The sequence below is a fragment of the Pseudactinotalea sp. HY158 genome, from assembly GCF_009660225.1.
Lineage (GTDB): Bacteria > Actinomycetota > Actinomycetes > Actinomycetales > Beutenbergiaceae > HY158.
The window spans coordinates 2,387,752-2,403,076 of the sequence record NZ_CP045920.1 but is presented as its reverse complement, the minus strand read 5'-3'; the positions used below and the strand labels follow the sequence as shown (position 1 = coordinate 2,403,076).

Below are 15,325 nucleotides of genomic sequence, written 5' to 3'. Positions count from 1 at the left end.
CATCGAGCGAGAGGGCGGTGATCGGGATGCAGCCACTGCAGATCGGGCGCGCCGGGGAATGCGTCGCCCGGGCCTACCTGGGCGAGCGCGGCTGGCGGATCCACGACGCGAATTGGCACTGCCGGTACGGCGAGATCGACCTCGTCGCCTCCCGGGGCACGGTGCTCGCGTTCATCGAGGTGAAGACGCGCACCTCGACCGCCCACGGCCACCCGCTCGAGGCGATCACCGCGCGCAAGCTCGCCCGGCTGCGTCGACTCTCGGCGGCATGGCTCGCGAGCCACGAACACGAGCCCCCCGAGATCCGCCTCGACCTCATCGCGATCCTTGCGCCCCGGTCGGGACCGGTGCGGCTCGAGCACGTGCGGGGCATCGGATGAGCCGGCAGGGCCTGGGCAGCACGATGGCCGTCTCGCTCGTGGGGCTGCAGGGCGATATCGTCGGGGTGGAGGCGCAGGTGAGCGACGGCCTGCCGCAGTTCCGGATCGTCGGCCTGCCCGATACGGCACTCGCCGAGGCGCGCGATCGGGTGCGGGCCGCGATCCAGTCCACCGGCCTGACCTGGGCGCTGCGGCGGATCACCGTCGGCCTCACCCCCGCGGAACTGCCCAAGTCCGGGTCGATCTTCGACCTCGCGATCGCCGTGGCCGTGCTCCGCGCCCAGGGGAGCCTGCCGGGCGGCGGCGAGCACGTGCATCTGGGCGAGCTCGGTCTCGACGGCGCCCTGCACCCCGTGCGCGGGATCCTGCCCGCCGTGGCCGCCGCTGTGGCGCGTGGCCGGCCGCGGATCGTGGTCCCGGCCGCGAACCGTGCCGAGGCCGAGCTCGTTCCGGGCGCCCGGGTGGTCGGCGCCGGTCACCTCGCCGAGGTCGTGCGCCTGCACGGCGGGCGTGCGGACGACGCCCCCGCCCCTCCCGTAGCCGCCGCACCCGCCCCGCTCGCACCCGCCGCACCCGCCGGTGGCCTGGCCGGCCCGGCCGACCTGGCCGATGTGGTCGGTCAGCACGAGGCCCGGGCCGCCCTCGAGATCGCCGCTGCCGGCGGGCATCACCTGTTCATGAGCGGCCCGCCGGGCACCGGCAAGACGATGCTCGCGGCCCGGCTGCCGGGGCTGCTGCCGGATCTGAGCGAGGCGCAGGCGATCGAGGTGACCGGGATCCACTCGATGTCCGGTACGTTCGACCCCGCCCGCGGCCTGCTTCGCCGGCCGCCGTTCGAGGCACCGCACCACAGCGCCACGATGGCCTCGATCGTCGGGGGCGGATCGGGGATCCCGCGGCCGGGGTCGGCCTCGCGCGCCCACCTCGGCGTGCTCTTCCTCGACGAGTCGCCCGAGTTCGCCCCGCACGTGCTCGACTCGCTGCGCCAGCCGCTCGAACACGGTGAGCTCGTGCTGCAGCGCTCCTACGCCAGCGCCCGCTACCCCGCCCGGTTCCAACTCGTGCTCGCCGCCAACCCCTGCCCGTGCGGGAAGGGGAGCGGCAAGGGCATCGACTGCACCTGCTCCGCGCAGGTGCGGCGGCGGTACGAGAACCGACTCTCGGGCCCACTCCTCGACCGGGTCGACATCCGGGTGACCGTCGGGCGGATCACCCGCGTCGAGGCCGCCCGCGCCGGCGAGGACACCGCGACCGTCGCGGCTCGGGTGCGGCGGGCCCGCCATCGCCAGCGCGAGCGGCTCGCGGGCACCCCGTGGGGCACGAACGGCGAGGTGCCCGGGCCGTGGCTGCGGGAGCAGACCAAGCAGGTCGCTCCGGACTGCCTCCGGTTGCTCGAGCGCCAGCTCGATCAGGGCCGTCTCAGCCTGCGCGGCATCGACCGGGTGCTGCGGCTCGCCTGGACCGTCGCCGATCTCGCCGGTGCCGAACGCCCGCGGGTCGACCACCTCGGCACCGCCCTCGTGCTGCGCTCTGGAGGCGAACATGACCCCGCTCTCATATGACGCGACCGATCCGCTGCTGGCGCGGATCGCCTGGTCGCGAATCATCGAACCCGGCGATCGGGTCGCCGGCTGCCTCCTCGCGGGCATCGGCCCGGTCGCGGCCCTCGACTGGCTGGCCACCGGCGGGGCGGACGGTCCCCCGGGGATGCCCCCACATGCGGCCTGGGCCCGCAGCGCCCGCAACTGGCGGCCCCGACTGCGCGACCTCGACCCGCGCCGCGAACACGACGCGATCGACCGCCTCGCCGGTGCCGTGCTCACCCCGGAGGGGGCCGGGTGGCCCGCCGGGCTGACCGACCTGGGCCCCGGGGCGCCGCCGTGCCTGTGGGTGCGCGGCGTGATCGAGGCGATCTCCCGGCCGGCCGTGTCCCTCGTCGGCGCGCGCGCCTGCACCCACTACGGGCAGCACGTGACCGGCCGGCTCGCCGGTGCGGCCGCCGACGCCGGGCTCGTGGTCACCTCCGGTGGCGCGTTCGGCATCGACGCGGCCGCCCACCGGGCCACCCTCGAGGTCGGCGGCACGACCGTCGCCTATCAGGCCGGGGGAGTCGACCGGTTCTACCCGGGCGCGCACACCCCGCTGCTCGAGTCCGTGATCGAGCGCGGCGCGGTCGTCTCCGAGGCGCCACCCGGCTCGGCGCCGATGCGCCAGCGATTCCTCCAGCGCAACCGCCTCATCGCCGCGGCCACGGCCGCCGTCGTGGTGGTCGAGGCGGCTTGGCGCAGCGGCGCGCTGAGCACGGCCCATCATGCCGCCGGCCTGCTCCGGCCCGTCGGGGCCGTGCCCGGGCCGGTCACCTCGCCGGCCAGCGCGGGCTGCCACCGGCTCCTGCGCGACCAGGTCGCCACCTGCATCACGGACGAGGAGGAGCTGCTCGAGCTCGCCGGACCGATCGGCTCGGTCGACCCGCGCCCGGCGGAGGTGCCCGCGGGGCTCCTCGACGACCTCGATCCGGAGACGGCGCAGGTCCTCGACGCCCTGCCCGTGCGCGCGGCGACCGGCGTCGACGCGCTCGTGCGGGTCGCCGGGCTCGCCCCCGCGGCCGTCATCCGCGCGCTCGGGGTGCTCGAACTGGCCGGGAAGGTCGCCCGGCACGGCGACGGCTGGCGGCGGGCCCGATGAGCAGTCGCCGCCTCCTCGTCGGGTTCCTGGCCGCGGTCGTGCTCCTCGTCGCCATGCCCGCGGCGGCCTCGAACCCGCCCGAGGGCGCCCCGCCCGACCTGTCCGGCCCGCCCGACCAGCCGGCCCTGCCCGACCCGCCCGGCGCATCCGGCTACGTCGCGCCGGTCGGCCCGGTCGATCATGACCCGGTGGTCCTGCGCGCCTTCGACCCGCCCGCGCAGCCCTGGCTCGCGGGACACCGCGGTGTGGACCTCGCCGCCGAGGTCGGATCGCCGGTCCGCGCGGCGGCCGACGGCACCGTCGCCTTCGCGGGCACGGTCGCCGGCACGCCCGTCGTGAGCATCGACCACCCCGACGGGATCCGCACCACCTATCAGCCCGTGACCGGCCCGCTCGCCCGGGGCGATCCCGTGCGGGCGGGGGAGCCGATCGGCGAGCTCACCGCCGGCGAGCACTGCGGCGCCACCTCGTGCCTGCACTGGGGAGCGCGGACCGGCAGGGACGCCTATGTCGACCCGCTCGGGCTGCTGCGTCCGCCGGTCATCCGGCTCTACCCGCTCGAGTGACCGTGCTCGGCCGTGCCGGAGCGACTCACGCCCGCGGGTGTGCCTGGGTGAACACCGCCCGCAGCCGTTCGGGGCTCACGTGCGTGTACCGCTGGGTCGTCTGCAGCGAGGAGTGCCCGAGCACCTCCTGCACCGCCCGCAGATCCGCGCCGCCGGTGAGCAGGTGCGTCGCGGCCGAGTGCCGCAGGCCGTGCGGGGCGATGTCGCGCACGCCCGCCCGCGTCGCGATCCTATGGACGACGTCGCGCACCATCCGCGCGCCGTACCGTCCGCCTCGGGCGCCCAGGAAGAGGGCCGGGCCCGAGGCCGCGGTGACCAGGTCCCCGCGCCGGGCGAGCCAGGCCGCCAGGGCGCGCGCCGCGGGCACTCCGATCGGGACCATCCGCTCCTTGCCGCCCTTTCCGAGCACCCGCAGCAGGCGCTGGTCGAGATCGACGTCGTCGGTGTCGAGGCCGACGACCTCACTCACCCGGGCACCGCTGGCGTACAGCACCTCGAGCACCGCCCAGTCGCGGATCTGAGGCGCTCCGCCGTCGCGGGCCTCGACCTCGGCGCGGGTGAGCACCGACTCGGCCTCGCCCTCGCTCAGCACGGTCGGCAGCACCTGATCGGGCCGGGGAGCCTGCAGCCGCAGCGCCGGATCGTGCGCGAGCAGACCCTCCTCGTGCGCCCAGGAGCTGAACGTGCGTGCGGCCGCGGCCCGGCGTGCGAGCGTCGCCCGGGCCAGGCCGGCCTGGGTCTGCCCGGCCAGCCAGGAGCGCAGCGCCGCGAGGTCGAGTGCCGCGAGATCCGTGTGCTCCACCGGCTCCTTGGGCCCCCCTGGCTGCTCGGTCTGCTCGGTGTGCACGGTCTGCTCGGACTGCTCGGTCTGCTCGGTCTGCTCGGACTGCTCGGACTCGGTCTGCTCGGACCGCCGGGGCTGCTGGGACTCCCTGGGCCGCTGGGGCTCCCTGGCCTGCTGGGGCTGCTGGGGCCGCTGGGGCTCGGCGGCGCGCGCGGAGCTGTCCATGGCGGCACGCCCGCCGTCCCCGCCGGCGGCGGGCAGGGAGAGCAGCAGCGAGATGACGTCGGCCCGATAATTTCGTGCGGTGTGCTCACTCAGGCCGCGCCGCAGCAGCAGGGTCGCCGCGAAGGCCGCGAGCAGCGGCTCATCCCCGGGCCGGGCGCGAAGCAGCGTCCGCGGCGAGGCCGGACGCAGCCGATCGCGCGCGGCAATGCCGGAACCGTGAGCGACCATGGCCCCAGCCTGCCGCGTCGGCCGGCGCCCGCCCAGTCCGACACGCAGGCCCGACCGGCAGGCTCGGCATGCCCGCGGGCCCGACCCACCCGCCCAGTCCGACCCTCAGTCCCGGCACACCCGCAGTCCCGGTACACCCGCAGTCCCGGTACACCCGCAGTCCCGGTACACCCGCAGGCCCAGCACGCCCGCCGAGCCGGTGCTCCCACCGGTTCCCGCACGCCCCCGCCCCCGGCCTGCCCCGTGCGGCCGATGGGTGGGCCCGGGTGGTGCGCGCCGGTTCGGTGGACCTGGATGCGTCCTTGCACGAACGTGTCTTTACAAGGACACGTCCTTGCGCGGACGTGTCCTTGCCTGGGCACGGGCACGGGCACGGGTATGGGCCTCGGCGTGGGCGCGGGAACGAGGGCGGGAGAACGTGACCGTCGTCGCACGCTCCGGGTTCGGCCGCGCATGGCAGCGGCCCCGGACGATCCGGTACGATATGGGGTGCAGTCGGACGGCCCTCGGGTCGCCGACTGACATCGCGTGCTCCCGACCGCGTCAGCGGGTGCGGAGGGCGAGGTCCGATTCCATCGGTGCCCTCCCACGTGAGCACCAGGTTCGCACGGCCGGCCGGCCTGCGAAGAGTCAACCGAATACGCGCGGAGCGATCCGCGCCGTGAAAGGACGAGCCATGGCCGTCGTCACCATGCGTCAACTGCTGGAGAGCGGTGTCCACTTCGGACACCAGACCCGTCGCTGGAACCCGAAGATGAAGCGCTTCATCTTCACCGAGCGCAACGGCATCTACATCATCGACCTGCAGAAGTCCCTCGCGGACATCGACCGGGCCTACGAATTCGTCAAGGAGACGGTCGCCCACGGCGGCACCATCCTCTTCGTGGGCACGAAGAAGCAGGCCCAGGAGGCGGTCGCCGAGCAGGCCACCCGCGTCGGCATGCCGTTCGTGAACCAGCGCTGGCTGGGCGGAATGCTCACGAACTTCGGCACGGTCAACAAGCGCCTCCAGCGCCTCAAGGAGCTCGAGGAGGTCGACTTCGACGACGTGGCCTCCTCCGCGTTCACCAAGAAGGAACTGCTCATGCAGCGCCGCGAGCGGGACAAGCTCGCCCGCACCCTCGGCGGCGTGCGCGACATGGCCAAGGTGCCCTCCGCCGTCTGGATCGTCGACACCAAGAAGGAGCACCTCGCCGTCGCCGAGGCGCGCAAGCTCAACATCCCGGTCGTCGCGATCCTCGACACCAACTGCGACCCGGACGAGGTCGACTTCCCGATCCCGGGTAACGACGACGCGATCCGGGCGGTCTCGCTGCTCACGCGCGTGATCGCCGACGGCGCGGCCGAGGGCCTCGTGGCCCGGTCCGCCGGTGCGGGCAAGCGCGGCGAGTCCGAGGCCGAGCCGCTGGCCGAGTGGGAGCGCGAACTGCTCGCCGCTCACGAGAGCGAGGAGGCCGCGAAGGCCGCCGAGGCTCCCGAGGAGGCCAAGGCCGAGGTCGCGGACGCCGCCGCCGATGCGGCCGACCCCCCGTGCCGCCGACGCCGCCCCGTCCCCGTCGGCGGAGACCGCCGCCGCGGAGGCCGCAGTCGAGGCGACCGCAGTTGAGGAGGCCGCCGTCGAGGCGACCGACCAGACCGACCAGGCCTGAGACCACCACCGTCGATTCGAAGGATCGGACCAATACTTATGGCGAATTACACCGTCGCTGACATCTCCGCACTGCGCGAATCCACCGGCGCGGGCATGATGGACGTGAAGAAGGCGCTCGACGAGGCGGCCGGCGACAAGGAGAAGGCGCTGGAGATCATCCGCGTCAAGGGCCTCAAGGGCGTTGCCAAGCGCGAGGGGCGTGCGACCTCGGACGGCCTCGTGGCCACGTCGATCAACCCGAGCGAGGCCGGCGAGACCGGCGTCATGGTCGAGGTGAACTCCGAGACCGACTTCGTGGCGAAGAACGAGGTGTTCATCGCGCTCGCCGACCGGGTGCTCGAGGCCGCCGTGACCTCCGGTGCGGGTGACCTCGAGGCGCTCCTCGCCGCGGACTCGGACGGCAAGCCCGTGGGCACCGTCGTGGACGAGCAGGCCGCCACCCTCGGCGAGAAGATCGTCGTGCGTCGCGTCGCCCGCGTCGCCGGCGAGAAGGTCACCTCGTACCTGCACCGCACGAACAAGGACCTGCCCCCGCAGGTCGGCGTGCTCGTCGCGACCGACGCCGCCGGTGAGGCCGTGGCCAAGGACGTGGCGATGCACATCGCCGCGTACTCGCCCGCCTACCTCACGCGCGAGGAGGTTCCGGCCGATCAGGTCGCGGACGAGCGTCGCATCGCCGAGGAGACCGCCCGCAACGAGGGCAAGCCCGAGGCCGCCCTGCCGAAGATCATCGAGGGCCGCATGAACGGCTTCTACAAGGAGCACGTGCTCCTCGACCAGGCCTTCGCCAAGGACCCGAAGAAGTCCGTCGGCCAGATCGTCACCGAAGCGGGCGGCACCGTCACCGGCTTCGAGCGTTTCCGCGTCGGCTCCTGATCGACCACGATGGCCCCGTCCCACCTAGTCGTTGGGGCGGGGCCATTGTGTAACGTCGACGAGTATCCCCACGACCTGCGAGGTGCCATGACCAGCCAGCTCAGCCCGACCCCCTCGGCCCCCCGCCGAGTCCTGCTCAAACTGTCCGGTGAGGTCTTCGGAGGCGGCAGCATCGGGCTCGCCCCCGAGGTGGTCCAGGGCGTGGCCCGCGAGATCGCCGAGGCGATGGCCGCCGGGATCCAGGTCGCGATCGTGGTCGGCGGCGGCAACTTCTTCCGCGGCGCGCAGCTGAGCCAGCACGGCATGGACCGGGCCCGCGCCGACTACATGGGCATGCTCGGCACGGTCATGAACTCCCTCGCGCTGCAGGACTTCCTCGAGAAGGCCGGGGTCTCCACCCGCGTGCAGACCGCGATCACGATGGGCCAGGTCGCCGAGTCCTATATCCCGCTGCGCGCCATCCGCCACCTCGAGAAGGGGCGCGCGGTCGTCTTCGGGGCCGGAGCCGGGCTGCCGTACTTCTCGACCGACACCGTCGCGATCCAGCGCGCGCTCGAGGTCCGGTGCGACGAGGTGCTCGTGGGAAAGAACGGCGTGGACGGCGTCTACACCGCCGACCCACGGGTCGATCCCGACGCCCGCCGACTCGACACCATCACGTTCGACGAGGCGATGCAGCGCGACCTGCGCGTGGTGGATTCGACCGCCTTCGCACTCTGCCGCGACAATGGACTGCGGATGCGGGTGTTCGGAATGAGCGAGCCCGGCAACGTGACCAAGGCGCTGCTCGGGGAACCGATCGGCACCCTGGTCTCCGCCGCCTGAACGCACCGCCCACCCAGCCCACCCAACACAACCCCCGAGGAGCACCGTGATCACCGAAGCCCTCTTCGAAGCCGAAGAGAAGATGGACAAGGCCGTCGACGTCGCTCGTGAGGATCTCTCCGGGATCCGCAGCGGCCGCGCGAACGCCGGGATGTTCAACAAGATCCTGGTCGACTACTACGGTGCCCCGACGCCGCTGCAGCAGCTCGCCTCGCTCACCATCCCGGAGGCCCGCACGGTGCTCATCAGCCCGTTCGACAAGTCGGCCATGGACGGCGTGCGCAAGGCCCTGCGCGAATCGGACCTGGGGGTCAACCCCTCGGACGACGGCCAGGTCATCCGGGTCGTGCTGCCCGCCCTGACCGAGGAGCGCCGCCGCGAGTACGTGCGCATGGCCAAGACCAAGGGGGAGGACGCCCGGGTCTCCGTGCGTAATATCCGCCGCCGCGCCAAGGAGGAGCTCGACCGCATCGGCAAGGACGGCGACGCCGGTGAGGACGAGGTGAACCGCGCCCAGTCCGAGCTCGACGCCCTGACCAAGAAGCACGTCGACCTCATCGACTCGATGCTCGCCGGCAAGGAGAAGGAACTCCTCGAGGTCTGAGGGCCACCGAGGAGAACCGGAGGCGTCCATGGCAGCATCGGGGCACCCCACCCGCCGCGACCGCAGGGCCGCCGAGCGGGCGGCCGAACGTGCCCACGATCCGGCCGACCCGACCGATCCGGCGGATCCGACCGAGCCGACCGATCCGGCCGATCCCTCTGACCCCGACCCCTCTGACCCGGCACACCCCACGGATCCGGCTGACCCCACTCGACCCGCCGACCCGACCCGGCCCGCCGACCCGTCCGAGCCCACTGCCCGGGCCCCGCGCAAGGCCGGCCGGAACCTGCCCGCGGCGCTGGCGGTGGCCGCGGTGCTCATCGCGGTGGTCGGGGTGGGACTGTTCGTGCCGTTCGGGTCCCCGCCGAAGCCGTGGGGCTTCGTGGCCCTCGTGCTGGCGGGCTGCCTCGGCGGGCTGTGGGAGTTCTCGCGGGCGGTGCGCACCCGGGGCATCGAGCTCCCGCTGGCGCCGCTGTGGGTCGGGGCCGTGGGAATCCTCGTCTCGGCCTACACCGCCGGCACCGAGGCGCTGCTCGTCGCCTTCGTGCTCACCGCCGGGGGAGTGCTCATCTGGCGGGTCCTCGACGGCGGCGGCCCCCTCGCGCTGCGGGACGCGACCGTGGCGATCCTCGCGGCGGCCTACATCCCCTTCCTCGCCGGCTTCCTCCTACTCATGCTCGGCCAGTCCCAGGGGCCCGAGCGCGTGCTCGTGTTCCTCGCGCTCGTCATCGCCAACGACACGGGCGGCTACATCGCGGGCGTGCTCTACGGCCGCCATCCCCTCGCCCCGACCGTCAGCCCGAAGAAGTCCTGGGAGGGCTTCGCCGGATCCGTCGTGCTCGCCGGCCTCGTCGGCGTGGCCGGCGCGCTCTTCCTCCTCGACCTCCCCTGGTACGTGGGCCTCGTGCTCGCCGCCGTCGCGGTCGCGGCGGCCACCCTCGGCGACCTGTCCGAGTCGCTCATCAAGCGTGACCTCGGGGTCAAGGACATGGGATCCCTCCTGCCCGGCCACGGCGGGATCCTCGACCGGGTCGACTCGATCCTCATCGCCGCCCCGGTCGTGTTCACCGCGATGCTCCTCACCCTCGGCGGCTGACCGTGTGCCGCCGCCCGGTCCGCACCCGCAGTGCGAATCTGAAAGAATGCCCGCAATGACCTCCCAGCGCCAAGTCCTGCCCGCCCACGAGAAGGCGACGCTCCCGAAGCCGACCCTGAGCTTCTCCGTGCCCCGCCGCGGCAAGCCGCCGCGGCACCTGGCGGACCTCACCCTCGACGAACGCGTCACCGCCCTGCGCGACCTCGGTTTCCCCGGCTACCGGGCCCGACAGATCTCCACCCACTACTTCGAGCATCTCACCCGGGATGCGGCCGACATGACCGACATCCCGGCCGCGATGCGCGAGGCGGCCATCGACGAACTGGTGCCCGACCTCCTGGGCGAGGTGCGTCGTCTCGAAGCGGACGGCGGGGCCACGGTCAAGACCCTGTGGAGCCTGTTCGACGGGGTCAAGGTCGAATCCGTGCTCATGGGGTATCGCGATCGCGCCACGCTGTGCGTCTCGAGCCAGGCCGGCTGCGGGATGGCCTGCCCGTTCTGCGCGACCGGTCAGATGGGCCTGACCCGCAACCTCTCGCCCGCGGAGATCGTCGAACAGGTGCGCCAGGCCGCCCGGATGTGCCGCGACGGGGAGCTCGCGCGCGGGCCGAGCCGGCTGAGCAACATCGTGTTCATGGGCATGGGCGAGCCGATGGCCAACTACAAGTCGATCATGGCGGCCGTGCGCCGGATGGTCGCGCCGAGCCCCGAGGGCTTCGGCATGTCCGCCCGCAACATCACGGTCTCGACCGTGGGCCTCGTGCCGGCGATGCGCAAGCTCGCGGACGAGGGGATCCCCGTGACCCTCGCGCTCTCGCTGCACGCCCCCGACGACGAGCTGCGCGACGAGCTCATCCCGATCAACTCGCGCTGGAAGGTCGGCGAGGCGCTCGACGCGGCGCGCCACTACTTCGAGGTGACCGGCCGGCGCGTGAGCATCGAGTACGCGCTCATCAAGGACATGAACGACCACGCCTGGCGCGCCGACCTGCTCGGCAAGGAGTTGAACGACCGCGGCCACGGCTGGGCCCACGTCAACCCGATCCCGCTCAATCCGACCCCGGGTTCGATCTGGACGGCGAGTGAGAAGCACGTGGAGGAGGAGTTCGTGGCACGGTTGCGGCATGCGGGCATCGCGACCACGGTGCGGGACACCCGCGGCAGCGATATCGACGGCGCCTGCGGACAACTGGCCGCGGAGGTGCGGGAGTCGGCCGCGCCGGCAGGTGCCGACCGGCCCGGCACGGCGAGCGACGAGGAGCAGTAGATGGCGCAGATGTTCCCCCGGGTGTCCGGGACCTCGACGGGCTACGAGCGCGCCCAGGTCGACGAGTTCTTCGCCGAGGCGCGCGCCGCCTACGAGGGCGGCACCGGCATGAGTGCGGACGACGTCCGGCGGGCTGCGTTCGACCTGGTCCGGGGCGGTTATCGCCCGGGCGCGGTGGACGCCGCCCTCGACCGGCTCGAGAACGCGTTCATCCAGCGCGAGCGCACCGCCTTCATGGAGACGCACGGCCAGGACGCGTGGATGGCGGACGTCGCCCAGCGCGCCACCGTGCTCTACCCGCGGCTCAACCGGCCCGCGGGGGAGCGGTTCGCGCAGCCGCGGCGCGGGCGGGGCTACGACCGGGCCGGGGTCGACGCCGTGCTCGACCGGCTCGTCGACTACTTCGACTCGGGCCGGGCCCTGTCCGCGACGGACCTGCGCACGGTCACATTCGCCTCGGCGCGCCGGCCCCACGCCTACGACGAGGGCCCGGTGGACGCGTTCCTCGACCGCGCCGTCGACATCCTCCTCGCCGTCGAATGACCCGGTCGGTCACACTCCTCGGGAGCACGGGATCCATCGGGACCCAGACCCTCGAGGTCATTGCGGCCAACCCGGATCGGTTCACGCTCACGGCCCTGGCCGCCGGCGGGGCGAACCTCGAGCTCGCGGCCCGGCAGGCGGTCCGGTTCGAGGTCGAGGCGCTCGCCCTCGCCCGGGGCGACCGCGCCGAGGCGGCGGACGCGCTCGACCGGGCCCGCCGCGACCTCGGGCGCTCGGCCCGCCCGGAGGTGCTCGTGGGGGCCGAGGCGGCGACGAGGATCGCGGGTGCGGGCATGGACGTCGTGCTCAACGGGATCACGGGCTCGGTCGGGCTCGGGCCCACGCTCGCCGCGCTGGGTGCCGGATCGACCGTCGCCCTGGCCAACAAGGAGTCCCTCGTCACCGGGGGCGCGCTCGTTCGGGCCGCCCGGAGCCGGCCCGACCAGATCGTGCCGGTCGACTCGGCGCACTCCGCCATCGCCCAGGTGCTGCGTTCGGGCCGTACCGAGGAGGTCGCCCGGCTCGTGCTCACGGCCTCGGGCGGGCCGTTCCGCGGCCGCGCGCGGGAGGAGTTGGGCGGGGTGACGCCCGAGCAGGTCCTCGCCCACCCGACCCGGCGAACGGGACCGGCGGTCGCCACGAACACGGCCACGCTCGTCGACCAGGGGCTGGGACTCGTCGAGGCGCACCTGCTCTTCGACCTGCCGCTCGACCGGATCGCCACGGTCGTGCATCCGCAGTCGATCGTGCACTCGATGGTCGAGTTCGTCGACGGCTCGACCGCCGCGCTGGCCTCCCCGCCCGACATGCGGCTGCCGATCGGGCTCGGCCTCGGCTGGCCGGACCGCGTCGCGGGCCTCGTCCCGCCCTGCCGGTGGGAGGAGGAGACGACGTGGACGTTCGAACCCGTCGACTCCGACACCTTCCCGGCGATCGGGCTGTGCCGCGCCGCCGCGTCGGCCTCGGCCTCGCATCCGGCCGTGCTCAACGCCGCCAACGAGGAGTGCGTCGCCGCGTTCCTGGCCGGGCGGCTCCCCTTCCCGGGGATCACCCGGGTCATCGCCCACGTGCTCGACGATCACGACGGCGTCGACGCCGCCGCACTCGACCTGGTCGGGCTCGAGGAGATCGAGGAGTGGGGGCGGGGCCGCGCGCGGGACCTCATCGCCGCCGGCTCGCACAGATGATCCACGACTGATCCACACCTGATCCACCGGGCCTCCGCGTCGCGGCGCCGCCGGCCACGGCCGCGGCGCCTACGATGGGTCCGTGATGTTCTGGTTCGGTGTCCTGGTGATCGCTGTCGGCCTGGTGATCTCGATCGCCCTGCACGAGATCGGGCACCTGCTGCCCGCGAAGAGGTTCGGGGTCAAGGTCCCGCAGTACTTCGTCGGCTTCGGACCCACCCTGTGGTCCACCCGGCGCGGCGAGACCGAGTACGGCGTCAAGGCCGTCCCGCTCGGCGGTTTCGTGCGCATGATCGGCATGTTCCCGCCGAATGGCCGCCAGGGCGAGCCGAGACGGGGACTGCGCGGCTGGATGGACCGGGTCTCCGAGGACGCCCGCTCCTACAGCGCCCAGGAGGTCGATCCGGGGGACGAGCACCGCACCTTCTACTCGCTCAGCACCCCCAAGAAGCTGGCGGTCATGTTCGGCGGCCCGGTGATGAACCTCGTCATCGCCGCCGTGCTGTTCACGATCGTCGTGGCCGGCCTCGGCACCGCGGTCGCCACGAACCGGGTCTCGGCGGTCTCGCCGTGTGTGAGCACGACGGGGGAGTGCACGGCCGAGGACCCCGCCTCCCCGGCGGCGGCCGCCGGTCTCGAGGACGGCGACCGGATCGTCGCCTGGAACGGCGAGTCGATCGACGACTGGGCCGACCTCGTGGCGGCCATCTCGGCAGGCGGCGCCGATCCCGCCGAGGTGCGGGTCGAACGCGACGGCGGCGAGTTCACCACGACCATCACCCCGGAGATGACCACGCGGCCCGCGGCCGACGGCTCCGGCAGCGAGACCACGCCGATCGTCGGCATCACCGGCACGTTCGCCCTGCAGCCGCAGCCGCTGACCGAGGTTCCCGGCGTCGTCTGGCAGGTCACCGCCGGCACGGCGGAGATCGTCGTCCAGCTGCCGCAGCGCCTCTACGGGATCGCGACCGCGCTGTTCACCGACGCCCCGCGCGACCCCGGCGTCATGGGGCTCATCGGGGCCGGCCGCATCGCCGGCGAGATCGCCTCCGTCTCGGTCGATCAGTACGGCGCCAAGGAGCGCGCCGCCGATCTGCTCTCGCTGCTCGCCTCGCTCAACATCGCCCTCTTCGTGTTCAACATGATCCCCCTGCTCCCGCTCGACGGCGGACACATCGCCGGCGCACTGTTCGAGGGCACCCGGCGACGCTGGGCCGCCTGGCGCAGCCGCCCCGACCCGGGGCTGGTCGACACCGCCCGGCTCATGCCGCTGACCTACGCCGTGTTCACGGTGCTCCTGGGCATGACCGTGCTGCTCGCCGTCGCCGACATCGTCAAACCCGTCACCCTCTAGATGGGATACTGAGCCCGTGAGCAGTCCGATCAGCCTCGGCACGCCGGTCGCGCGGGAGCGGCCGGTCGTGTCCGCGCCGCGCCGTGCGGCCGGGCGCGTCGCCCTGCCCACCCGGGCGCCGCCGACCTGGACGCGGCCGGTCCGAGCCCGTCGATCGCGGTCGGATAGCTCGTGCGTGCGTGGGGCCGGTCGGCCTCGAAGGTGACGACCGGCCGGGAGATCGATCCCGAGCTGATCGTCGCGTTCTGCGCCGCCCACCCGATCGAGACCGCCCTCATGGCCGAGCCGGTCCAGACCCTCCGCTGGTCGGGTGCGCTCGGCGAGTCGGTCCTGGTCGCGCGCGCGCCCGGCGCCGGCGGCGAACTGTCGGCGGTCTGCTGGATCGGCGGCAACATCGTGCCGGTCGGCTTCACCCCCGAGCAGCTGGACGAGCTCGCCGGGCGGATCCGCCGGCGGGGTCGGCGGTTCTCCTCGATCGTGGGCCCGGCCGACCAGGTGCTCGGCCTGTGGGAGCGGCTGCGCGACCAGCGCTGGCCGGTCCGGGAGATCCGCAGCGATCAGCCGTCGCTGCTCATCGACCGCGATCCGATCGTGCCGCCCGACCAAAGCGTCCGGCCCGCGACGATGGCCGAGTTCGACCTCCTCCTCCCGGCCGCGGTCGCGATGTTCACCGAGGAGGTCGGCTACTCCCCGCTCGGGGTCGCGGGGGCGTACGAGCGGCGCGTGCGCGAGCTGATCGCCGGGGGGCGCTCGCTCGTGCGCATCGACGACGGCCCGCGTGGCCGGGAGGTCGTGTTCAAGGCCGACCTGGGCACCCTCGGCTTCGGGGTCACCCAGGTGCAGGGGGTCTGGATCCACCCCGCCTACCGTGGTCGATCCCTCGCCGCCCCGGCCGTGTCGGCGGTGATCGAGTACGCGCGCCGGCAGATCGCCCCGACCGTCTCGCTGTACGTCAACTCCTACAACGGCAGGGCGCTGGCGACATACGAGCGGGTGGGCTTCGAGCGCATCGGCACGTTCGCCTCCGTGCTCTTCTGACGGCGCGCGCCCGGCA

Annotated in this window: 14 protein-coding genes and 1 pseudogene; 14 read left to right on the top strand and 1 reads right to left on the bottom strand. The window is 73.4% G+C overall.

The features are described 5' to 3' along the window. Positions 1–26: 26 nt before the first annotated feature. Genes GCE65_RS10575 through GCE65_RS10560 form a run of 4 tightly spaced genes read left to right on the top strand, consistent with a single transcriptional unit; the run spans position 27 to position 3,631 of the window. The gene (locus GCE65_RS10575; protein ID WP_152818390.1) at positions 27–380 is read left to right on the top strand and encodes a YraN family protein; all 354 of its coding nucleotides are present in this window, start codon (positions 27–29) and stop codon (positions 378–380) included. Continuing rightward, positions 377–1,942 (top strand): YifB family Mg chelatase-like AAA ATPase, encoded by a 1,566-nt coding sequence (locus GCE65_RS10570; protein WP_228759900.1) that lies wholly within the window; start codon positions 377–379, stop codon positions 1,940–1,942. The genes GCE65_RS10575 and GCE65_RS10570 overlap by 4 nt, the downstream gene beginning before the upstream one ends. Continuing rightward, a complete protein-coding gene (locus GCE65_RS10565; RefSeq protein ID WP_153878356.1) occupies positions 1,923–3,065 on the top strand; it encodes a DNA-processing protein DprA in 1,143 nt (380 codons plus the stop codon). The genes GCE65_RS10570 and GCE65_RS10565 overlap by 20 nt, the downstream gene beginning before the upstream one ends. Next, positions 3,062–3,631, top strand: coding sequence for a M23 family metallopeptidase (locus GCE65_RS10560; RefSeq protein ID WP_194928676.1), 570 nt, complete (start codon positions 3,062–3,064; stop codon positions 3,629–3,631). Before GCE65_RS10565 ends, GCE65_RS10560 begins: the two co-directional genes overlap by 4 nt. A 25-nt stretch (positions 3,632–3,656) precedes the next feature. On the opposite strand, the gene GCE65_RS10555 is transcribed toward GCE65_RS10560, so the two are convergent. Beyond that, complete coding sequence (locus GCE65_RS10555; protein WP_228759899.1) at positions 3,657–4,868, bottom strand: tyrosine-type recombinase/integrase; 1,212 nt, start codon at positions 4,866–4,868, stop codon at positions 3,657–3,659. Positions 4,869–5,544: 676 nt separating this feature from the next. On the opposite strand from GCE65_RS10555, the pseudogene rpsB reads away from it, so the two are divergent. From rpsB to GCE65_RS10505, 10 genes and pseudogenes are all read left to right on the top strand, one after another. Beyond that, positions 5,545–6,517: pseudogene (gene rpsB / locus GCE65_RS10550) on the top strand (30S ribosomal protein S2). Positions 6,518–6,555: 38 nt separating this feature from the next. Further along, positions 6,556–7,395 (top strand): translation elongation factor Ts, encoded by an 840-nt coding sequence (tsf, locus tag GCE65_RS10545; RefSeq protein WP_152818386.1) that lies wholly within the window; start codon positions 6,556–6,558, stop codon positions 7,393–7,395. An 87-nt stretch (positions 7,396–7,482) separates the two neighbouring features. Beyond that, a complete protein-coding gene (gene pyrH, locus GCE65_RS10540; RefSeq protein ID WP_152818385.1) occupies positions 7,483–8,220 on the top strand; it encodes a UMP kinase in 738 nt (245 codons plus the stop codon). A gap of 46 nt (positions 8,221–8,266) precedes the next feature. Continuing rightward, complete coding sequence (gene frr / locus GCE65_RS10535; RefSeq protein WP_153878354.1) at positions 8,267–8,824, top strand: ribosome recycling factor; 558 nt, start codon at positions 8,267–8,269, stop codon at positions 8,822–8,824. 28 nt (positions 8,825–8,852) lie between these two features. Beyond that, positions 8,853–9,920, top strand: coding sequence for a phosphatidate cytidylyltransferase (locus GCE65_RS10530; protein ID WP_153878353.1), 1,068 nt, complete (start codon positions 8,853–8,855; stop codon positions 9,918–9,920). 55 nt (positions 9,921–9,975) lie between these two features. Continuing rightward, positions 9,976–11,187, top strand: a complete 1,212-nt coding sequence (rlmN, locus tag GCE65_RS10525; RefSeq protein ID WP_227993345.1) for a 23S rRNA (adenine(2503)-C(2))-methyltransferase RlmN — start codon at positions 9,976–9,978, stop codon at positions 11,185–11,187. Then, on the top strand, positions 11,188–11,730 hold the full coding sequence (locus tag GCE65_RS10520) for a DivIVA domain-containing protein (protein ID WP_152818382.1): 543 nt from the start codon (positions 11,188–11,190) through the stop codon (positions 11,728–11,730). Then, complete coding sequence (gene dxr / locus GCE65_RS10515) at positions 11,727–12,917, top strand: 1-deoxy-D-xylulose-5-phosphate reductoisomerase (RefSeq protein WP_153878352.1); 1,191 nt, start codon at positions 11,727–11,729, stop codon at positions 12,915–12,917. The genes GCE65_RS10520 and dxr overlap by 4 nt, the downstream gene beginning before the upstream one ends. A gap of 85 nt (positions 12,918–13,002) precedes the next feature. After that, on the top strand, positions 13,003–14,271 hold the full coding sequence (locus GCE65_RS10510) for an RIP metalloprotease (RefSeq protein WP_153879233.1): 1,269 nt from the start codon (positions 13,003–13,005) through the stop codon (positions 14,269–14,271). 171 nt (positions 14,272–14,442) lie between these two features. Continuing rightward, complete coding sequence (locus GCE65_RS10505) at positions 14,443–15,309, top strand: DUF4081 domain-containing GNAT family N-acetyltransferase (RefSeq protein WP_228759897.1); 867 nt, start codon at positions 14,443–14,445, stop codon at positions 15,307–15,309. Positions 15,310–15,325 lie beyond the last annotated feature (16 nt).